Consider the following 19,919-nt stretch of genomic DNA (forward strand, 5'->3'; position numbering starts at 1 on the left):
GAATGTTACGCCGGGTACCGGGTGTTAACTGGACATTTACCGTCCGGATGTTTTGGATGTGTGCACTGGAGAAAACACCGGACTCAGGAAGAGAGTCAGATGCAGTCCATCCAGGCGGAGCACCCGAGGCCGCGCCATTTCCTCCTGCACGTGAGCGACACGCACTTGATCGGCGGAGGACTCCTTCACGGCACCCTCGATCCCGAAGACCGCCTGGAGGCCCTGTTCGGCCAGATGCGCGACGCCGCTGGCTCACCTGAGGCAATTGTCGTCACGGGAGACCTCGCGGACCGGGGCGAACCGGAGGCGTACGCCCGGCTGAAGCGCATTGCGGAGCCGGTGGCCGAGTCGCTCGGGGCGAGCCTCATCTGGGCGATGGGCAACCACGACGACCGCGGCGCGCTCCGCGAACACCTCCTCGGCGAGAGGCCCTCCACCGAGCCGCTCGACAGCGCCTACTGGCTGAATGGCCTCCGGGTCATCACCCTCGACACCACGGTGCCCGGGAAGCACCATGGCGAGCTCGCGCCGGAGCAGCTCGAATGGCTCGCCGCGGAGCTCGAGTTCCCCGCCCCCGACGGCACGATCCTCGCCATGCACCACCCCCCCGTGCCGTGCGTCCAGGAGCTCGCCGTGCTGGTCGAGCTGCGCGGGCAGGCCGCCATCGCGGACGTCCTGCGGGGCTCCGACGTGCGTGCGATCCTCGCCGGCCATCTGCACTATTCGACGTCCGGCACCTTCGCAGGCATCCCTGTCTCGGTCGCCTCAGCCACCTGCTACACCCAAGACCTCGCCGGCGCCGTGGACCCGGAGACCGGCATCCGGCCGACGCGCGGGCGCGACGGCGCGCAGGCGTACAACCTCGTGCACGTGTACCCGGACTCCGTGGTGCATTCGGTGGTGCCGGCGGCAGGCGGCGACACGGTGGGCCGCGAGGTGGACGCGGTCGACGTCGCACGCATCCTCGAGGCCGCAGGCGTGGAGTTCCCCGCGGACGACGGCGCACGGACTCACCCCACGACGGGCATGCTCCCGATCCTGTAGCCCCCGCACTCGCCCCTCGCCCCGCCCCCGCCGGGCTTCGGGTACACATGTTCACGCCCCACGCTCATCTCGGGTACAGAGGAGCCGCCCCGGGGCCTGCTCCGGGTACACCCACGACGGAAGCTCAAGGTGACGGGGGGTCGCACCCTCGGCGACCGGGCGCCGTCGCGCGCTCTTTCGCGTACCCGAGACGGTGCAGAGGCGACGTACCTGTACCCGAGACGGAGGGGGCGGGGCGGTGGCTAGGGCTGCCGCTCCCAGGGCGCGGGGATGGGAAAGTACTTCTCGAGGAAGTCTGTGACGGTCTCCTGCCGCTCCTGCGCCGACACCTCCGGGAACGAGCCGTCGTTGAGGCAGAAGAAGTCCTGGTTGCGCTTCTTCAGCAGCTTCGGCAGGAGGTCGAGACCCGAGCGCACCGTGGTGTCGACGTACAGGACCTTCGCGCCGGTCTGGGTCACGGCGCGACCGGTGAGCAGCGCGTAGTAGTGGTAGAACGAGTTCGTCACCGAGATGCTGTCCCACGTCCGGAAGCGCGCGGCCGCCGTCTTGGCGAACTCCGCGGGGAACTCCTGCTCCATCTCGTGCAGGACGCTCTTCCGCAGCGGCGCAGCCGTGTGCTCGAGGTGGCGGGTCGTGATGCGGCCGAACCGCTCGTGGAGGAGGCGCCGGTTCACGCGGGCCGCGTTCTCGTGGCCCGACCGGTCGAGGTGGTTGTCGCCGAGCCCGATCCGGGTGGACGCCTCGATGAACTTCGTGATCCCGCCGGGGGAGAAGAACATGTCCGGTCCGAGGGGGCGGCCGAAGAACATGTCGTCGTTCGAATAGAGGAAGTACTCGGACAGGCCCTCGATGTGCTGCAGCTGCGACTCGATGGCCTGCGAGTTGAACACCGGCAGGACCGAGGGGTCGCGGTAGTGGTCCTCGGCGCGCACCACGGTGATCTTCTCGTGCGCGTCGTCGAGCCAGTGGGGCACCTTCGAATCCGTGCAGATGAAGATGCGCCGGATCCACGGCGCGAACATGTGCAGGCTGCGGAGCGCGTACTTGAGCTCGTCGATCTGGCGGAAGCGCGCGTCGGCGTCGTCGCCCTCGCCGAGCACGACGCCGGGCAGGAACGAGGCGCGGTACTTGCGGAACTCGGAGTCCGAGCCGTCCACCCACGAGAAGACGATGTCGATCTCGAAGTCGATGTCCGTCGCGTGGTCGGCGAACATGTTCTCGATCGTGGGCCAGGTGACGCCGAACCGCTCCACCGTGCCGCGCACGGCCTCCCCGGCCGGGAGCGTGCGGCGCGTGAGGGAGTTCTCGATCGGCAGCCGCAGGAGGTCGCCATCCCACTTCCAGAGCTCGATCTGCACGCCGGTCTCGTGGCCGTACCGCAGCCCGCCCTTGGGCTCGACGCGCGGCCGGTACAGGCGGAACATGCGCGCGTGTCCCGACTCGGCGAGCTTGCCGTCCGCGACGAGCAGGGCGCGGTCCTTCCGGGCGTCCACGGTCAGGGAGTAGAAGGGCTCGTCCTGGCAGGCCCCCACGAGGGCCCGGCGGAGGGTCTTGCGGTGCGTCCAGTCGACGGCGATGACGGGCCGCGCGTCGTTGCCGCGCACGAGGAGGTAAGGGATCTCGGCCCGCTCGAGCACGTCCCGGACGAACAGGAGGTCCTCGACCATCGCCTCGAGCGGCGTCTGGCTACGGTTGACCAGGGCGTAGCCGCGCTTCCTGTCCCGGATCACGTCGTCCCGGTCCAGGAGGCGTCGGCCCGCCGCAGCGGAGGTGACCTCGAGCGCGAGCGGCGCGGCCTCCTCGGCATCGGTCGTGGCGTTGTAGACCTCGGCTGGGGTCAGGGACGTGTTCACAGGCCTCCTAGAGTGCGGGGTTAAGGCACATGATAGGCGCCCGACGCCGCGCGCTCACCCTGCGCCCCCGCGCGTGCAGGGCGCGCCACTAGAATCGGAGCCATGACTGACGCCGCCACCCCGGACATCGCCGCTGCCCGCGCCCGCCTGCTCGAGCTGATCAAGGAGCTCGCCGTCGTGCGCGGGAAGGTGACCCTTTCCAGCGGCGCGGAGGCGGACTACTACGTGGACCTCCGCCGGATCACGCTCCACCACGAGGCGAGCCAGCTCGTGGGCCAGGTCATGCTGGACCTCATCGACAGGGCAGGTGTGCAGGCCGACGCCGCCGGCGGCCTCACGATGGGCGCTGACCCGGTGGGCACCGCCGTCATGCATGCCGCGCGCGAGGCGGGCCGCGCCGTCGACGCCTTCGTGGTGCGCAAGGCGCAGAAGTCGTACGGGATGGGCCGGCAGGTCGAGGGGCCCGGGGTCGAGGGCCGCAAGGTGGTCGTGCTCGAGGACACCTCGACGACGGGCGGCTCCGCGCTCGCGGCAGTGGAAGGCGTGCGGAACGCGGGCGGCGAGGTGACCGCCGTCGCCGTGATCGTGGACCGCGCCACCGGCGCGAAGGAGCGCATCGAGGCGGAGGCGGGCGTGCCGTACCTGTACGCCTTCGGCAAGGACGAGCTCGGGCTCGACTGATCCGGCCGGAGGCGACCTGAGGCGCGCGCTGGGGAGAGGCGGGACGTGGACCCTGCCATCCTGAGGGCTGCCCAGCGGCTCAAGGCCTTCTCCCGGCGGGCCTTCCTGGGCGGTGTGACGGCGTCGTCCCTGCTCGCGGCGGACATGTTCGTCACGCGCGAGGTGCAGAGGCAGCGCCGGCAGACGGTGGTCCTCGAGGTGGCGGACGACGCCGCGCGGCGGCGCTTCCCCGACGCGTCCTGGATCCTGTTCCCCGGCTACAAGACGAGTTGGGAGGAGGCCCGCATCATCCTCTCCTCGCTGCGCGGCTCGCTCGCGGACCGCGGCCAGCTCGCGACGGTCGGGTACTCGAATCTGGGCCTCGACATCGACGAGATCCTCGACGCCCTGCGCGTCTACGTCCGCCAGAAGCGCCTGCGGACGCTCTACTTCTACGGCCACTCGTTCGGCGGGATGGTCGCGACGGAGGTCGCGGCACGGCTCCTGTCGCAGGACGGCGTGCAGGTCAAGGTGATCGTCCTGGACTCGTCGCCGGCGTCCAAGTTCGACGTCCTGGACCAGGCCTGGTTCGACTCGGTGGTGCACCTGTACGAGATCGGGGTGCGCATCCCATCCATTGTGCGGGGCGGCTACGAGTTCGGGGAACGGGTCATCAACAAGCACGAGCGAACGTGGGGCGAGATCGTGGACCAGACGCTCGAGCAGCTGTCGCCGCTCGCGCCGTCGAGCGTGCTGATCCAGTCCGAGTCCGAGTACATCTACCAGTGGGACGTGACCCGGTTCGGGGATGCGATGGGAACGGCTCGGATCGCGTTCATCGGTAACCCGTCCGACACGACCGTGTCCTACCCCTCCGCCCGCGCCCGCTGGGAGCGGTACTTCGGCCGGAACCTCGTCAGCAGCGACCTGCAGACCATCGGCGCGTTCCCGCCGCATGCGAGCCCGCAGTGGAGCGGGATCGTCTACAACCAGGTGCTCGGCCGCCTGCTGCCGCAGCTGCTCCCGCTGCCCAGGCCCACCGGAGGGGCCGGCGGCGGGGCCGCCTGACCGCATCATTGCTTAGAATGCATCAATCCGAGCCGAATTAGGTATTGGACGTCATTGATCGCGCCGCATAGCGTAAGGGGCGGTCCAAGCCGTGTGAGTGGTATGACTTCTACGCCTACAGCACGGCGTCAGCGCTCGTGCTGGGGAAGCTCTTCTTCCCCTCAGCGGATGCGGCGACCGGTACGCTCGCGGCCTTCGCCACCTTCTGGGTGGGGTTCCTCGCGCGGCCAATCGGGGGCGTGGTCTTCGGGCATCTCGGCGACCGGTTCGGCCGCAAGAAGGCCCTGGTGACGACCATGATCATGATGGGGTTGTGCACGACGGCGATCGGGCTCCTGCCGACGTACAGCCAGATTGGGTTCTGGGCAGCCGCCCTTTTGGTGCTGATGCGCCTCATCCAAGGTGTGGCCATGGGAGGCGAGTGGGGCGGAGCGGTCGTGCTCGCGTCGGAGCATGCACCCAAGGGCAAAGGCATCCTCTACGGCGCATGGGCGCAGCAGGGATCTCCGGCTGGGAACCTCCTGGCCACGGTGATGTGGATGCTGGTCGCGCTGCTTCCCGATTCCGCCTTCTTTGCCTGGGGATGGCGCATCCCCTTCCTGATCTCGGCCGCCCTCGTGGCGATCGGGCTGGTGATCCGGCTCAGCATCGAGGAGTCCCCGGTCATGAAGGAGCTCATGACCGAGAAGAAGGTCGTGAGGACTCCCATCGGGGAGCTCCTGCGATCCCACAAGATGATCACCGTCCTCGCCGTCGGGGCCGGCGTGATCGCTATCGCTGCGACCTATGATCCTGCTCGTCCCTGAGCTCCTCGTGATGCCGTTGATGTTCTCCATGATCGGGACCGGGGACTATTGGGTGGCGGTCATCGGAATGAGCCTCGCGACCGTGCCGCATTCGATGTACTACGCGGCCATGGCAGGAATCATGGCCAAGTCCTTCCCAGCGTCCATCCGGTACACGGGCATCTCGGTGGCGTACCAGGTGAGTTCGACCGTCTTCGCGGGGACCACTCCTATGGTCGGCGAGTATCTGCTCCAGACCACAGGGTCGATCGTCTCCGTGATCGTGCTCTCGATAGCCTATGTGCTGGTCACGATCGTCTCGGCGCTGCTCCTGCTCAGGAAGTCGGCGGCCTACGGCGCCCAGTACGCGAGCACAGACAGCTTCCACGAGGACTCTGCCGAGAAGCAGGAACTGTCCTCGGACGGCTCCGCGGGCACGGGCGCCCTCGCATCGCGGGAACGCGTGTAGCGGCGCCGGCAAACCGCGGCACGGCGGCCGGCCACCCAAGGTGGGCGGCCGCCGTCGTGCGTGGTGGGTCAGACGGTGGTGTAGCCGCCGTCGACGAGGTAGTAGCCGCCCGTGATGAAGGACGCGTCCTCGGAGAGCAGGAACGCCACGAGGTGGGCGACCTCCTCCGGCTCGCCGAGGCGGCCAAGCGGATGCTTGCCCTTGAGGAGCTCCATCACCTCGGGGGAGAGGCTGTTCACGACGAGCGGCGTGTTGATGTAGCCCGGTCCGACGGCGTTGATGCGCAGGCCCTGCGGCCCGTACTCCGCGGCCGCGTTCTTCGTCACGCCGACCACGCCGTGCTTGGCCGCCGTGTACGCGCTGTTGCCGAGCGCCGCGACGGTCCCGTGGATCGAGGCCATGTTCACGATGGCGCTCTGCTTGGCACCCGCCTTGAGCATCTCGGGGATCTGGTAGCGCATGCCGTACAGGACACCGTTGAGGTTGATGTCGATGACCTTGTCCCAGTCGTCGAGGTCGATCTCCCCGGTCGGCGCGTTCTTCCCGCCGATTCCTGCGTTGTTGACCGCGTAGTTGAGCTTGCCGTACGTCTCGACCGCGAAGCGGACCGCCTTCTCGGAGTCCTCCCTCACCGCGGTGTCCTGCCGGAAGGCCGACGCCGTGCCGCCGGCGTCCGCGATCTCCTTCGCCACCCGCTCGGCGGCCTCGAGGTTGATGTCCGTGAGGACAACGCTCGCGCCCTTCGCAGCGAGCTCCTTGCCGATCGCCTCACCCAGACCCGAACCGCCGCCCGTGACGAGCGCGACCTTGCCAGTGAACTGTGCCATGACTATCTCCTTCTCTTGAGAACTGATCCGTGTGCGGTGTCAGTACTTCGCGGACTGACCGCCGTCGATCGGGATGACTGTGCCGTTGACGAAGCTCGCCTCGCCGGAGAGGAGGAAGGCGACGACGGCGGCGACCTCCGCGGGGCGGCCGAAGCGCTTGGTCGGGTTCGCCTGGACGAACTGCTTGCCGACCTCCTCCCAGTTCTCGGCGTCGATCTGCCTGAGGGAGCCCTCGACCATTGCGGTCATGATGGCACCCGGTGCGATCGCGTTGATCGCGACGCCGGACTCGCCGTACTCGACGGCCGAATTGCGGGTCAGGCCCACCACGCCATGCTTCGACGCGGAGTAGCCTGACTGGTTCCCGACGCCGCGGATGCCGCCCACCGATGCGGTGTTGACGATCGAGCCGGAGCCCTGCTCGCGCATGACCTTCAGCACCGACGCCATACCGTAGAAGACGCCGTTGAGGTTCACGGAGAGGACCTTGGCGAACTCCTCGGCGCCGAAGTCCTCGGTCAGGTTCTGGCGGCCCTCGATGCCAGCGTTGTTGAAGAAGCCGTCAATCTGGCCAAACTCCGCCACCGCGCGGTCCACGTAGCCCTGCACCTGGGCCGCGTCGGCGACGTTGGCTGCCACGGTGACGACTCGGCCGCCGCCCTTGGTCTCGAGGACCTTGGCCTTGGCGGCCTCGAGCGCCTGCTCGTTGAGGTCGACCAGGACGAGGTTCGCCCCCTCGGAACCGATCCTCACCGCCGTCTCCAGACCCAGCCCTGAGCCCGCTCCGGTGATGATGACGGCCTTGTCAGTGAATCGAGCCATGGTGCTCTCCTCCGTGTTCGACGCTGCGCACTTGTGCGCCTTCCGGTGCCCCATGGGGGGCATCTGTCACGTACAGCAAAGGTTGACGCGTCAATATTTCACACAGGCTTAGTCCAGTTGCTCACGCCACCCTGTGACGAGGGCGACGCAATCAGAGCTGCTGGAGCAGGTCCGCGACCGAGTTGAGCACCTGGTTGGGCCGGAAGGGGTACGTGGTGATGTCGGCCTGCTGGGTGATGCCGGAGAGCACCAGCACCGTGTGCAGTCCCGCCTCCATGCCGGCGATGATGTCGGTGTCCATGCGGTCCCCGATCATCGCGGTCGTCTCGGAGTGCGCGTCGATCTGGTTCATCGCCGAGCGGAACATCATGGGGTTCGGCTTGCCGATCGTGTAGGGCTCGCGGCCCGTCGCCTTGGTGATGAGGGCCGCGATGGCACCCGTGGCGGGCAGGACGCCGTCGCGCGAGGGACCCGTCGCGTCCGGGTTGGTCGCGATGAAGCGCGCGCCGTCCAGGATCAGGCGGATCGCGGTCGTGATGGCGTTGAACGAGTAGGTGCGCGTCTCGCCGAGCACCACGTAGTCCGGGTCCTGATCGGTGAGGATCATGCCGGACTCGTGGAGCGCCGTCGTGAGCCCTGCCTCGCCGATCACGTAGGCGCGCGCCCCGGGCATCTGGTCCTTGAGGAACCCCGCGGTGGCGAGGGCCGAGGTCCAGATGTTCTCCTCCGGGATGGACAGGCCGGAGGACCTCAGCCGCGCCGCGAGGTCGCGGGGGGTGAAGATCGAGTTGTTCGTCAGCACGAGGAACCGACGGGACGTGTCCACCCAGCGCTGGATGAGCTCAGGCGCACCGGGGATGGGGTGGTTCTCGTGGACGAGCACTCCGTCCATGTCGGTGAGCCAGCACTCGATCTCCTGGCCGCTGCGGTACATGACCGGGCCGGCGGGGGAGGACTCGGGACTCGACTCGACGACCGGGGATTCGTTCATGGACGGCTCCTGGGGGTGAGGGACGGACAAGGGCCAGTCTTCCACCTCGGGCCGCGCTGCGGCATGGTGACGCTCACATCCGGTGACGAAGCGCATTCGCGGAATTAGGGCGTCCGGCGGGCCGCAGCTGCGGATACACTTCCCGCATGGGCCTCATCCGCATCGCCGACGCCGCGCGCCTCACCGGCGTTTCCGACGACACCGTTCGCCGCTGGGTCGACTCGGGCACCCTCGCGGCGCACAAGGATCCGTCGGGGCGGGCCGCCGTCGACGGCGCCGAGCTCGCCGCGCACGCCCGGCGCACCTCGACGGCGCCCGCCGACCCGTCCGGGGTCGGCCGCTCAGCCCGCAACCAGTTCGTGGGGCTGGTGACCGAGGTCCTCACCGACACCGTCATGGCGCAGGTCGAGATGCAGTGCGGACCGCACCGCGTCGTGTCCCTCATGAGCGCGGAGGCCGTGCGCGAGCTCGGGCTCGAGCCGGGCTCGGTGGCCACCGCCGTGGTGAAGGCGACCACCGTGATCGTCGAGACCCCCTCCGGGCGCGCACTGTGAGGCGCCTCATCGCCGCGGCCGCGGCCGCTGTCGGCCTGGTCGCGCTCACGGCGTGCGGCGGGATGACGGGTGGTTCCGGTGCGTCGTCGTCCTCGGTCAAGGGGTCCGTCACCGTCTTCGCGGCGGCTTCGCTCAAGCAGAGCTTCACGGACATCGGGAAGAAGTTCGAGACCGCGAACCCGGGCGTGGAGGTCACCTTCAACTTCGCCGGGTCCTCGGACCTCGCCGCGCAGATCTCCCAGGGCGCGAAGGCCGACGTCTTCGCCTCTGCTGACACCCGGACCATGGACAAGATCACCGGGGGCGGGCTCGCCGACGGCGATCCGCGCGCCTTCGCGACCAACACCCTCGTGATCGCCGTCCGCCCCGGGAACCCGGCCGGAATCACCGGGCTCGCGGACCTTGCCAAGCCGGGCGTGAAGCTTGTCGCGTGCGCGCCGCAGGTGCCATGCGGTTCCGCGGCCCGGACGGCGGAGGCCGCCGCGGACAACGGCGCCGGCATCACGCTGAGGCCGGTCAGCGAGGAGTCCAACGTGACGGATGTCCTCGGCAAGGTCATTGCCGGTGAGGCCGACGCCGGGCTGGTCTACATCACGGACGTGCGGGGCTCCGGCGGGAAGGCTGAGGCCGTCACGTTCCCCGAGGCCGCCTCCGCAGTGAATACCTACCCGATCGTCCCGCTCGCCGAGTCGAAGAACGTGGAGGCGGCGCGTGCGTTCACCGCGTACGTCCTCGGCCCGGACGGCCGTAAGGCGCTTGCGGATGCCGGCTTCGGCGCCCCCTGACGCCCGGCCGGCAACCGGGCCCCGGGGGAGGCCCCGCGAGTTCACGGGTCTCCCGGGGTGGATCTGGGTGCCGGCCGCACTCGGGGCGCTGTTCGTCGCCGTGCCGCTGGCCGGCATCCTGGCCCGGGTCGACTGGGCGCACTTCGTCCCGCTCGTCACCTCGGAATCGTCCCTCGACGCGCTGCGGCTGAGCCTTGAGACCGCGGCGGCGAGCACCGCCGTCGTGCTCGTCCTGGGCATCCCGATGGCGATGGCGCTCGCCCGGGGCAGCCTTCCGGGGCTGCGGTGGCTGCGTGCGCTCGTCCTGCTGCCGCTCGTGCTCCCGCCCGTGGTGGGCGGCCTCGCGCTCCTATACACGTTCGGGCGGCTCGGGCTCGTGGGACGCTGGCTCGATGTCCTCGGCGTGCAGCTCGCGTTCTCGACCGCAGCCGTCGTCATGGCTCAGGCGTTCGTGTCGCTGCCGTTCCTCGTGGTGTCCCTCGAGGGTGCCCTGCGGACCGCGGGCGGCCGGTACGAGGCGGTGGCCGCGACTCTGGGGGCGTCCCCGACGCACACGTTCCGGCGGGTCACCCTGCCGCTCGTGCTGCCGGGGCTTGCCTCCGGGCTCGTGCTCGCATTCGCGCGGTCGCTCGGCGAGTTCGGTGCCACGCTCACGTTCGCGGGGAGCCTCCAGGGCGTCACGCGGACGCTGCCGCTCGAGGTGTACCTGCAGCGGGAGTCGGACCCGGACGCCGCAGTCGCCCTCGCGCTGCTCCTCGTCGCCGTGGCCGCCGCCGTCGTGGGCGTCGCTTACGGCCGCCGCGCCGGGCGCGCCCGATGAGCCAGTCCCCGCAGTCCTTCCTGACGGTCGACGCGGGCCTCGCCTCCCGCGGAGTGCGGGTCGCCCTGGCGGTCGGCGAGGGGGAGACGGTGGCGGTCATGGGCCCGAACGGCGCCGGGAAGTCGACGCTGTTCGGGCTCTGCGCAGGCCTTCTGCGCCCCGACGAGGGCCGTGTGTCGGTGCGAGGGCGCGTCCTGGCTGCTGCCGACGGGACATGGGTCCCGCCGCATAGGCGCGGAGTGGCCCTGCTGGCGCAGGAGCCGCTGCTGTTCCCGCACCTGAGCGTGCTCGAAAATGTCGCGTTCGCGCCGCGGGCGGCCGGGGCACCCCGCCGCAGTGCGCGGGCAGCCGCCGAACGCTGGCTCTCCGAGGTCGACGCCGCCCAGCTCGCCTCCCGACGCCCCGCACAGCTCTCCGGCGGGCAGGCGCAGCGGGTCGCGATCGCCCGGGCACTCGCCGCCGATCCGGACGTCCTCCTGCTCGACGAGCCCTTCGCCGCCCTGGACATCTCCGCCGCGCCAGCCCTGCGGCGCCTCCTGCGCCGCGTCCTCGCGGGACGGACGGCGCTCGTCATCACGCACGAGCCTCTCGACGCGCACCTCCTCGCCGACCGCGTCATGGTCCTCGAAGACGGCCGTGTCGCGGAGTCGGGACCCACCGCGGAGCTGCTCGAACGCCCGCGCAGCCCCTTCGCCGCGGGGCTTGCCGGCCTGAACTTCGTCTCCGGCCAGACGGTGTCCCGCGGGACGGGACCGTCCAGCCTGTACGTGCAGGGACTCGGCGAGGTGGCGGGGACCGTACCCGACGGAGCCGATGCCCCGGCTCCCGGCGAGGAGGCGATCGCGGTGTTCCGCCCGGCGGACGTCGCCCTCTTCCGCCCGGAGAGCGTCCCCCACGGTTCCCCGCGGAACGCGTGGAGCGCGGTTGTCCGCGAGCTCGAACCGCGCGGCGCACAGGTGCGGGTGCACTGCACCCCGGGGAGCGGCACGGGCTCCGCCGGCCCTGCCCTCGTGGCGGACCTGACCCCGGCGGCAGCTGCCGAGCTCGACCTGGCCCCGGGCGTCGCGGTGGTCCTGGTGGCGAAGGCGGCCGCGGTCACCGTCTACGGGGCGTAGCGCGGCGAGCTGCCCAGCACGTCAAGCGCACAAAATTGTCGACAATCTGGTGCGAAAATCGCGTCCCGGGCGTACTCTGATCGCGCAGCAGGCGGGAGGAGAGCGGCGATGGCGGAGGTTGAGGCGGCCCGAGGCCGCGGTCCATCCGTCGCTGAGCTCGTGGAGTCGCTGCAGTCGGCGATCGTGGCGGGCGACCTCGTGCCGAACCAGCGCCTCATCGAGGCGGACATTGCCACCGAGTATGGGGCGAGCCGCGGCACCGTCCGTGCTGCCCTCTCCGAGCTCACGGTGGAGGGGCTGGTCGAGCGGCTCCCGAACCGGGGTGCCCGCGTGCGGGCAGTCTCGGCCGAGGAAGCCGTCGAGATCACCGAGGTGCGCGGCGCCCTCGAGGCCCTGTGCGCGCGCAAAGCGGCGGAGCGCATCACCGACGGCCAAGCGGCCGACCTCCGAGCCCTTGCCGGGCGGATGCGCGAGGCTGTGGCGGAGGGCGATCGGGAGCTGTACTCCGAATGCGCCCGGGCCCTCCACGCCGCCATCCTCGAGATCAGCGGCCAGAAGACCGCAGCCGCGACCATCCGCCGGCTCCGGGGCCAGGCGGCACAGTTCCAGTTCCGACTCGCCCTGCAGCCGGGCCGTCCCCGCGCCCTGCTCCCGCACCACCTGGAGATCATCGAGGCGGTCTGCACGCACGACGGCGCGGCGGCGGCTGAGGCGGTGCTCGTCCACCTCGGAAGCGTGGTCGAGGCGATCCGCGCGACTGAATCCCAGACCGTGCGCGGCTAGTCTGGACCGGTGACTGAACAGCGCGAGGAGGGCGCCGGCGTCGTGCGCGAGGCGGAGGGCCGAGAGCACGGCCACCCAGACCAGACGGTCGGCGTCGGCCCGTGGAAGGGCATGTGGCCGGAAGGCGACCACTGGGACCCGGAGCTGCTCACGCACGGCGACCGCCGCAATGTGCTGGACAAATACCGGTACTGGACGCACGAGGCGATCGTCGCCGAGCTGGACACGCGGCGCCACGAGTTCCACGTGGCGATCGAGAATTGGCAGCACGACCTCAACATCGGCACTGTGGTGCGCACCGCGAACGCGTTCCTCGCCAAGGAGGTCCACATCATCGGACGACGGCGCTGGAACCGTCGCGGGGCGATGGTCACAGACCGATACCAGCATGTGCGGCACCACGCCACGGTCGAGGACTTCGTCGAATGGGCGCGCGGGGAAGACCTCCCCATCCTCGGAGTCGACATCTTCCCCGATTCGGTCCCGCTGGAGACGTACGAGCTGCCGCGCCGCTGCGTGTTCGTGTTCGGCCAGGAGGGGCCTGGGCTCACGCCCGAGGTGCACGCGGCGGCGGACGCGACGCTCTCGATCGAGCAGTTCGGGTCGACGCGCTCGATCAACGCCGCCTCCGCCGCGGCGATCGCCATGCACGCGTGGGTGCGGAGGTGGGTGTTCGGGCAGCGGGTGGGCTGATGCCGATCATGCTGTCGCGCGGCGAGGGCGAATCCCAGCTCCACGAGCAAGTCGATTGCTTTCGGCGCATCCGGGTAGCTCAGGTACGGCACCGCGCTGACGATGGCGACCGCGTAGCCGCGCTTCCGCCGAAGGAGTAGTCCATGGCCGTCCACCCGAGCGTCATTGTGTTCGACGTCAACGAGACCCTGTCCGACATGTCCCCGATGGGGCAGCGCTTCGCCGACGCCGGCGCCCCCGCCCATCTCGCGAAGCAGTGGTTCGCGAGCCTGCTGCGTGACGGGTTCGCGCTCTCCACAACGGGCGACTCGGCCGGCTTCGCCGCCGTCGGCGCGGAGATCCTCGCGCCGATGCTCGACGCCGCGGGCGTGGCCCAGCCCGAGGAGGCTGCCAGGCGGCTCGCCTCGTCGATCGGCGATCTGCCCCTTCACCCCGACGTGGTCGACGGCGTGCGCGCCCTCCGCGCGGCGGGCTACCGCCTCGTGACCCTCACCAACGGCTCCGCCAAGGTCTCCGAGGCGCTCTTCGCCTCGGCCGGGATCCGCGACGAGTTCGAGCGCCTGCTGTCCGTCGAAGAGGCCCCCGCGTGGAAGCCCCATCCCGGGGCCTACGCATATGCCGCGGAGGCGTGCGGCGCCAGCCCGGGCGAGCTGCTCCTCGTCGCTGTCCATCCCTGGGACATCCACGGAGCGCGGCGCGCAGGCCTCCACGCAGCGTGGATCAACCGCGGGGGCGGGACGTACCCGAGCTACTTCGCGGCGCCGGATCTCACGGTGGCGTCCGTGGGAGAGCTTCGGGGCGCGCTCGGGTAGCCACGGGACTCACGGCTGTCGGTGCCTCCGGATAGTCTGCCTCCATGGGTGAGATCAAGGTGCACGAGTTCATCACCATCGACGGGGTGTTCGAGGACCCGTCCTGGACGGTCGAATGGTGGCCGTGGGATCCGAAGATGGAAGAGGCCGTCGGCGCGCTGACGGCCTCGGCAAGCGACATCCTGCTGGGGCGCCGGACCTTCGAGATGTTCGCGCCGGCTTGGTCCACCCGCACCGCAGAGGATGACCCAGGTGCTCCCTTCTTCAACGACACGCCGAAGCACGTCGTCACCTCGGGCGAGCTCGCTGTCGACTGGAACAACTCCACCGCGCTCGGCACCTATGACCCGGAGTCGATCCGCAGCCTGAAGGACCGCACCGAGGGAAGCATCTACATCAGCGGCAGCGGGCAGCTGGTCCGGGCGCTTCTGGCCGACGGACTCGTCGACGAGCTGCACCTCTTCGTCTACCCGATCGCCCTTGGCAAGGGGCAGCGACTCTGGGGCGAGGACGGCGAGGCCGCGCGGCTGGCACTCAAGTCCTCGGAGGCGTACACCAACGGGATTGTCCACCTCTGCTACGGCCCCGCCGCCGCGCCGAGGCAGGCCTGACGGGGCAGTTGTGGCCAGCGTGGTGGTCGTCGGGTCCCTCAACGCGGACCTCACCGTCTACTGCTCCCGCCTTCCGGCGCCCGGGGAGACGATCGCGGGCACGGCCTCGGAGGTCGGGCCCGGAGGGAAGGGCGCAAACCAGGCGGTGGCGGCGAGCCTGTCGGGGGCCGGCGTCGCCCTCATCGGCGCCGTCGGGGATGACTCCAACGGTGCCATGCTGCGCCGTGCGGTCACGGGTGCCGGAGTGGATGTGAGCCGCGTGCGCACCATCGGGAACCAGGCCTCCGGAATGGCCATCATCACGGTTGACGATGCTGCCGAGAACACGATCGTCACCACAGCCGGCGCCAACGGGCGCCTCTCGGCACGAGACGTCGAGGAAGCCGGTGAGGTGTTCCGCGGTGCCAGAGTGGTGTGCCTGTGCCTCGAAGTGCCCCGCGAGGCCGTTCTCGCTGCCGCGCTCGCGGGCGGCTCGGCAGGTGCCACGGTCATCCTGAATGCCTCGCCCTTCGGCCCGCTCGCGCCCGAGCTCCTCGCCGCCGTCGACGTCCTGCTCGTCAACGCGCACGAGGCCTCCCAGCTGCTCGCCGGGGCGCCTCTCCCGCCGGCTTCCGCGGACGACGCCGCGTGGGCGCCGATCGCTCGCGGCCTCGCCGAAGCGGGGGTGGCCAGGGCGGTTGTCACGCTCGGCGGGGGAGGCGCCGTCGTGCTCCAGGGGGAGCGGGGCAGGGCAGACCGGGCCGAGGTGGAAAGGATCCCGGCCCTGCCCGTGGAGCCGGTCGACACCACCGGGGCGGGAGACGCCTTCGCCGGGGCCCTCGCAGCACGCCTCGCCGCCGGAGACGCGCTTGGGGACGCCGCCCGCTACGCCGCTGTCGCTGCGGCACTCTCAACCACGGGCAGAGGCGCCCAGAGGTCGTATCCCACCCGCGAGAAGGTGGTCAGCCAGGAGTTCCCGCAGACGACGGCGGGCGGCCGGCCGCGGATGCCCTAGGCCTCCGGGGCGACCGCCCGCCGTCGTGCGTGGGCAGGGGGTGCTGCTACTTGGCGGTGAACTCCGCGTGCGCGGTGTGGGCCTCGGCCACCTTCGCCCGGATCTCTTCGATGTCCTTCACCTTGTCGCGGTACTTCTTGTCCATGGCGAGGATCGACTGCTCCTCGTCCATGAGCTCCCGGTAGACGCGCTCGCGCTCGGCGAGGTCCGCGGTGTACTCGAGGTCGAGGTAGCTCTCGGCATGGCGGCGGGCGTTGTTGACCGCGGCGTGCGCCTTGCCGGCCTTGCTGAACAGCGACGCAAAGATCGTGATGGCCAGGACGCCGATGATGACGGTGAGCGACAGGCCGGTGGTGATTTCGAAGACCGGGACAGGGTTGCCGCCGTTGATGAAGAACAGCGTGTTCTCGTGCAGCGCGTGGAGGACGAGCTTCACGCCGATGAACGCGAGGATCGCGGCGAGGCCGTACGAGAGGTAGATCAGGCGGTCCAGCAGCCCGTCGAGGAGGAAGAACAGCTGGCGCAGGCCCATGAGCGAGAACGCGGTGGCCGTGAAGACGACATAGGGGTTCTGGGTGAGGCCGAAGATCGCGGGGATGGAGTCGAGGGCGAACAGGAGGTCCGTGCCGCCGATCGCCACCATGACGAGGAGCATCGGGGTCAGGACGCGCTTGCCGTTCTCAACCGTGAAGAGCTTGTCCCCGTCGTAGTGCTGCGACGTGCGGAGGAACTTGCGGGCCAGACGGATGATGAAGTTGTCCGCTTCGTCGTCACCGGAGTCCTCGGGCTTGAGCAGGTTGCCCGCGGTGATGAGCAGGATGATGCCGAAGACGTAGAAGATCCACGAGAAGCTGTTGATCAGCGCGACGCCGAGGAAGATGAAGGCCGTGCGCGCGATGAGGGCGAAGACGATGCCGAACAGCAGCACCTTCTGCTGGTCCTCACGAGGAACCCGGAAGCTCGCCATGATCACCAAGAACACGAAGAGGTTGTCGACCGAGAGGGCCTTCTCCGTGATGAAGCCGGCGAAGTACTCGGACCCCATGGACGGGCCGCCGAAGACCAGGACCGCGATGCCGAAGAGGATGGCCGCTCCGACGTAGATCGACGACCAGACCGCCGCCTCTTTGAGCGTCGGCACGTGGGCCTTGCGAATGTGGAAGAAGTAGTCGAAAGCCAGCAGGGCCAGGATCAGAACGATCGTGACGCCCCAGACAAGTGGGGATACAGACATGGGAAGGTGTCCCTTTCGCAGGTAGGCGCTATCGCCACAAGTCTCTCCACCATCCCGATGGGATGGCCGCTGCACCCGGCCGGGCTCCGGCGCCCGACGTGTTGACGTATGCAGCGCTTGGGATACTCCCCTGCGCACTTCCTAGGCTACAGGGAGGCTGCGGTAGAGGGCAAAAGCCGCCTGGGATCGGAAGGGCACCCGGGATCAGAAGGGCGGAGGGTCAGAGGCGCCGCTGGTGCACGCCGGTGGTGCCGCGGGAACAGCGGTGGGTGCAGGGGACCGGGGCCCGAGGATGTGGGTCCGGTCCGCTGGCTCGGCGGGGTACTCCTCGCCGAGGAGGCTCTTCCACACAAGCTCCCCGCTGACCTTCGGCGGCTCGCCGATCTGCCTCCCGCCGTGATCCGGCACGGACCGTCTCAGGCGGAACACGGCGAGCGACTTCAGGGCGTGGTGCTTGGTGCACAGGAGTGCGAGGTTCTCTGCATCGGTTGCGCCGCCGTCCTGCCATTCGATCGTGTGGTCTATCTCGGAACGCCTCGCCGCGGCCGTGCATCCCGGGACCACGCATGTGCCGTCCCGGTACTGGATGAAGCGAACGAGTCCGGCCGGAGGCCTGTAGGTGGACCGTCCGAGTTTGACCGGGACTCCCTCGTCGTCGGTGAACAGGCGCTGCCAGGTCGGCGCGGCGGCGGCCAGTAGCCGGGCGGTGGTCGCATCGATGACGCCGTAGCCGTCGAGGTGGGCCACGTCGTCGGACGCGCCGAGTGCCACCGCCAGCGGGATGTGGACCACGACTTCCGCGGTGACCCGGGAGAGCAGTTGCTCGAGCGACGGAATGGACTCGCCGGACTGCGGAGCCTCGCCGGACAGCGGAGCCTCGCCGGACAGCGGGCCCTCGCCGCCATGGCCCGTCAAGCAGAGCTGGAGGAGGACGTCGGCCCGCAGCTGCTGGAGGGTCCGATGCTCGCCGTCGCGATCGCGTGCAGCGCGCGCGGCGCCGTCGATGCGCTCGTAGGCTGCCCGGGCTGTCTCCGCCGGCAGGAGCGCAGACAGGACGCACATCCCGTCCTCGTCGGGCTGGAGCCACACGCGGCGGTCTTCACGCGCGGCCTCCCTCCTCCGGGTGATCGACTCGGGATGGAGCCTCTCGCGCAGATCGCGGACGACGGCGCGGAACTCGCCCGGCGTGCGGATTCGCCCCTTCCGGGTCCGGAGGCGGGCGAGCGCTTCGATGCCGAACGCCTCGGCAACCCGTTCGGGCAGCGTCGCGGCCTGATCGACGACCGCTCGCGCGTGCGACTCCGTGATGTCCCCAGCTGCCAGCGCCTCGTGGAGGGCCGGGTGCGTGTTCACGAGTGCCACCGAGAAGTTGAGTGTGCGGGCGGCAGCCGCTTCCGAGGTGTTCTGGAGTGCGGCGATCTCTGAGACGGCGGCTGCATGCGCCACGTCCCCGCCGAGCCGTTCCGGCTGACCCTTGCGTCCTTCCAGCGGCTGGTCGGCGACGTGCTGGTTCTGCCTGTCGACCAGGAGCGCGCGAAGGCTTGCGCTGAACGCCTCGAACTCTGCGAGGGCGCGCAGTCCCTGGGCCACACCTGCGGGGGTGTCCAAGGTGCGGGGATCGAGCTCGATGAAGCCGTGAAGCGCCTCGGGGTGCCGGGAGGTGAAGGTCAGTTCACCGGCCACTCGGTCTGCCGTCACCACTCGCTACACCCCCGTTTGCTCGTATGTGCGTTCCCATCCTAGTGAAAATTGCTGCTCAGATCCATACATAAATATGAACAAATCTTCGAGTGGCGGTTTGCGCGCAGGGGCGTAGGCGGCGGGAGCTGCCCACCGCCGTCGTGCTTGGCTGTCATCTTGAAACCCCGAAACTCGCCCGTGCAGGCCCGCTCGCTAGGATGGGCAGTGGCCCAACCACGCACCCCGCGTGAATCCCATCGAGCCACTGCCGAGGAGCATCAATGCCTATCGCTACCCCCGAGAAGTACGCCGAGATGATCGACTCCGCCAAGGCTGGCGGCTACGCGTTCCCGGCGGTCAATGTCACCTCGTCGCAGACGCTCAATGCCGCGATCCGCGGCTTCGCGGAGGCTGGCTCGGATGGCATCGTCCAGGTCTCCACCGGCGGTGCGGCCTACTGGTCCGGCGCGTCGGTGAAGGACATGGTGGTCGGCTCGCTGGGCTTCGCGGCGTTCGCCCGCGAGATCGCCAAGAGCTACGACGTGAACATCGCCCTGCACACGGACCACTGCCCCAAGGACAAGCTCGACAGCTTCGTCCTGCCGCTGCTGGAGGCCTCCGAGGCCGAGGTCAAGGCCGGCCGCGACCCGCTCTTCAACTCGCACATGTGGGACGGCTCGGCCGAGACCCTCGAGGAGAACCTGCGCATTGCCAAGGAGCTCCTGCCGCGCACGGCCGCGGCGAAGATGATCCTCGAGGTCGAGATCGGCGCGGTCGGCGGCGAGGAAGACGGCGTCGAGAACGCCATCAACGAGAAGCTCTACACGACCGTCGCCGACGGCCTTGCCACGGTCGACGCGCTGGGCGCCGGCGAGAACGGCCGCTACATCACTGCCCTGACGTTCGGCAACGTCCACGGCGTCTACAAGCCGGGCAACGTCAAGCTCCGCCCCGAGATCCTCAAGGACATCCAGGCGCAGGTCGGGGCGAAGATCGGCAAGGACAACCCGTTCGACCTCGTCTTCCACGGCGGCTCCGGCTCCTCCGAGCAGGAGATCGCGGACGCCGTCTCCTACGGCGTGATCAAGATGAACATCGACACGGACACCCAGTACGCCTTCACCCGCCCGGTGGCAGGCCACATGTTCGCCAACTACGACGGCGTGCTCAAGGTTGACGGCGAGGTGGGCAACAAGAAGACCTACGACCCCCGCGTGTGGGGCGCCCTCGCCGAGGCCGGCATGGCCGCTCGCGTGGTCGAGGCCGCCCAGCAGCTCGGCTCCGCCGGCAAGTCCGTCAAGTAGGCCGGGCGCAGGGGC

At 69.7% G+C, this 19,919-nt stretch carries 20 protein-coding genes and 1 pseudogene; 15 read left to right on the top strand and 6 right to left on the bottom strand.

Features of this window, described 5'->3' with window-relative positions; translation table 11 throughout:
- Window positions 1-99: 99 nt before the first annotated feature.
- Entirely contained in the window at window positions 100-1,044 is a 945-nt protein-coding gene (locus tag ABD298_RS00470; RefSeq protein ID WP_344297422.1) for a phosphodiesterase, read from the top strand.
- A gap of 242 nt (window positions 1,045-1,286) precedes the next feature.
- Here the strand turns inward: ABD298_RS00470 and ABD298_RS00475 are convergent, their stop codons facing one another.
- Window positions 1,287-2,897 carry a stealth family protein gene (locus ABD298_RS00475; protein WP_425564268.1) on the bottom strand — a complete coding sequence of 537 codons (1,611 nt, stop codon included), beginning with the start codon at window positions 2,895-2,897 and terminating at the stop codon, window positions 1,287-1,289.
- A 102-nt stretch (window positions 2,898-2,999) separates the two neighbouring features.
- On the opposite strand from ABD298_RS00475, the gene pyrE reads away from it, so the two are divergent.
- The 4 genes and pseudogenes from pyrE (at window position 3,000) to ABD298_RS00495 (ending at window position 5,879) form a co-directional block, all read left to right on the top strand.
- On the top strand, window positions 3,000-3,578 hold the full coding sequence (gene pyrE / locus ABD298_RS00480) for an orotate phosphoribosyltransferase (protein ID WP_208711389.1): 579 nt from the start codon (window positions 3,000-3,002) through the stop codon (window positions 3,576-3,578).
- A gap of 45 nt (window positions 3,579-3,623) precedes the next feature.
- The gene (locus tag ABD298_RS00485) at window positions 3,624-4,625 is read left to right on the top strand and encodes a thioesterase domain-containing protein (protein WP_344297425.1); all 1,002 of its coding nucleotides are present in this window, start codon (window positions 3,624-3,626) and stop codon (window positions 4,623-4,625) included.
- 107 nt (window positions 4,626-4,732) lie between these two features.
- Window positions 4,733-5,431, top strand: a pseudogene (locus ABD298_RS00490) (MFS transporter); the annotation flags it as partial.
- The gene (locus ABD298_RS00495) at window positions 5,412-5,879 is read left to right on the top strand and encodes an MFS transporter (protein ID WP_344297427.1); all 468 of its coding nucleotides are present in this window, start codon (window positions 5,412-5,414) and stop codon (window positions 5,877-5,879) included. The pseudogene ABD298_RS00490 and the gene ABD298_RS00495, both read left to right, overlap by 20 nt.
- A 68-nt stretch (window positions 5,880-5,947) precedes the next feature.
- On the opposite strand, the gene ABD298_RS00500 is transcribed toward ABD298_RS00495, so the two are convergent.
- From ABD298_RS00500 to ABD298_RS00510, 3 genes are all read right to left on the bottom strand, one after another.
- Window positions 5,948-6,706 carry an SDR family NAD(P)-dependent oxidoreductase gene (locus ABD298_RS00500; RefSeq protein ID WP_344297429.1) on the bottom strand — a complete coding sequence of 253 codons (759 nt, stop codon included), beginning with the start codon at window positions 6,704-6,706 and terminating at the stop codon, window positions 5,948-5,950.
- Between the two features lie 39 nt (window positions 6,707-6,745).
- Entirely contained in the window at window positions 6,746-7,528 is a 783-nt protein-coding gene (locus ABD298_RS00505; protein ID WP_344297431.1) for a glucose 1-dehydrogenase, read from the bottom strand.
- 151 nt (window positions 7,529-7,679) lie between these two features.
- Window positions 7,680-8,519 carry an HAD-IIA family hydrolase gene (locus tag ABD298_RS00510; RefSeq protein WP_208711391.1) on the bottom strand — a complete coding sequence of 280 codons (840 nt, stop codon included), beginning with the start codon at window positions 8,517-8,519 and terminating at the stop codon, window positions 7,680-7,682.
- Between the two features lie 146 nt (window positions 8,520-8,665).
- On the opposite strand from ABD298_RS00510, the gene ABD298_RS00515 reads away from it, so the two are divergent.
- The 9 genes from ABD298_RS00515 to ABD298_RS00555 all read left to right on the top strand — a co-directional run bounded on the left by ABD298_RS00515 (window position 8,666) and on the right by ABD298_RS00555 (window position 15,686).
- Entirely contained in the window at window positions 8,666-9,073 is a 408-nt protein-coding gene (locus ABD298_RS00515) for a TOBE domain-containing protein (RefSeq protein WP_344297433.1), read from the top strand.
- On the top strand, window positions 9,070-9,858 hold the full coding sequence (gene modA, locus ABD298_RS00520) for a molybdate ABC transporter substrate-binding protein (RefSeq protein WP_425564269.1): 789 nt from the start codon (window positions 9,070-9,072) through the stop codon (window positions 9,856-9,858). Before ABD298_RS00515 ends, modA begins: the two co-directional genes overlap by 4 nt.
- Before the next feature lie 67 nt (window positions 9,859-9,925).
- Entirely contained in the window at window positions 9,926-10,678 is a 753-nt protein-coding gene (locus ABD298_RS00525) for an ABC transporter permease (protein ID WP_425564270.1), read from the top strand.
- Window positions 10,675-11,793, top strand: coding sequence for a sulfate/molybdate ABC transporter ATP-binding protein (locus ABD298_RS00530; protein WP_344297437.1), 1,119 nt, complete (start codon window positions 10,675-10,677; stop codon window positions 11,791-11,793). The genes ABD298_RS00525 and ABD298_RS00530 overlap by 4 nt, the downstream gene beginning before the upstream one ends.
- A gap of 108 nt (window positions 11,794-11,901) precedes the next feature.
- Complete coding sequence (locus tag ABD298_RS00535) at window positions 11,902-12,576, top strand: GntR family transcriptional regulator (RefSeq protein ID WP_344297439.1); 675 nt, start codon at window positions 11,902-11,904, stop codon at window positions 12,574-12,576.
- 111 nt (window positions 12,577-12,687) lie between these two features.
- Entirely contained in the window at window positions 12,688-13,269 is a 582-nt protein-coding gene (locus ABD298_RS00540; RefSeq protein WP_344297575.1) for a TrmH family RNA methyltransferase, read from the top strand.
- 143 nt (window positions 13,270-13,412) lie between these two features.
- Entirely contained in the window at window positions 13,413-14,081 is a 669-nt protein-coding gene (locus tag ABD298_RS00545; protein WP_344297441.1) for a haloacid dehalogenase type II, read from the top strand.
- A 44-nt stretch (window positions 14,082-14,125) separates the two neighbouring features.
- Window positions 14,126-14,692 carry a dihydrofolate reductase family protein gene (locus tag ABD298_RS00550; RefSeq protein WP_344297443.1) on the top strand — a complete coding sequence of 189 codons (567 nt, stop codon included), beginning with the start codon at window positions 14,126-14,128 and terminating at the stop codon, window positions 14,690-14,692.
- A 10-nt stretch (window positions 14,693-14,702) separates the two neighbouring features.
- Window positions 14,703-15,686 (top strand): ribokinase, encoded by a 984-nt coding sequence (locus ABD298_RS00555; RefSeq protein WP_344297445.1) that lies wholly within the window; start codon window positions 14,703-14,705, stop codon window positions 15,684-15,686.
- Between the two features lie 46 nt (window positions 15,687-15,732).
- Here the strand turns inward: ABD298_RS00555 and ABD298_RS00560 are convergent, their stop codons facing one another.
- Both ABD298_RS00560 and ABD298_RS00565 read right to left on the bottom strand, forming a co-directional pair.
- Window positions 15,733-16,920: a TerC family protein gene (locus ABD298_RS00560; RefSeq protein WP_344297447.1), complete on the bottom strand. Its 1,188-nt coding sequence runs from the start codon at window positions 16,918-16,920 to the stop codon at window positions 15,733-15,735.
- A gap of 204 nt (window positions 16,921-17,124) precedes the next feature.
- Window positions 17,125-18,603 carry an HNH endonuclease signature motif containing protein gene (locus ABD298_RS00565; RefSeq protein WP_344297449.1) on the bottom strand — a complete coding sequence of 493 codons (1,479 nt, stop codon included), beginning with the start codon at window positions 18,601-18,603 and terminating at the stop codon, window positions 17,125-17,127.
- A gap of 278 nt (window positions 18,604-18,881) precedes the next feature.
- Here ABD298_RS00565 and fbaA point away from each other — a divergent pair, with 278 nt between their 5' ends.
- Window positions 18,882-19,904 carry a class II fructose-bisphosphate aldolase gene (fbaA, locus tag ABD298_RS00570; protein WP_208711403.1) on the top strand — a complete coding sequence of 341 codons (1,023 nt, stop codon included), beginning with the start codon at window positions 18,882-18,884 and terminating at the stop codon, window positions 19,902-19,904.
- Window positions 19,905-19,919: the final 15 nt, after the last annotated feature.

Source organism: Sinomonas flava (assembly GCF_039531875.1).
GTDB classification, from domain to species: Bacteria; Actinomycetota; Actinomycetes; order Actinomycetales; family Micrococcaceae; genus Sinomonas; species Sinomonas flava.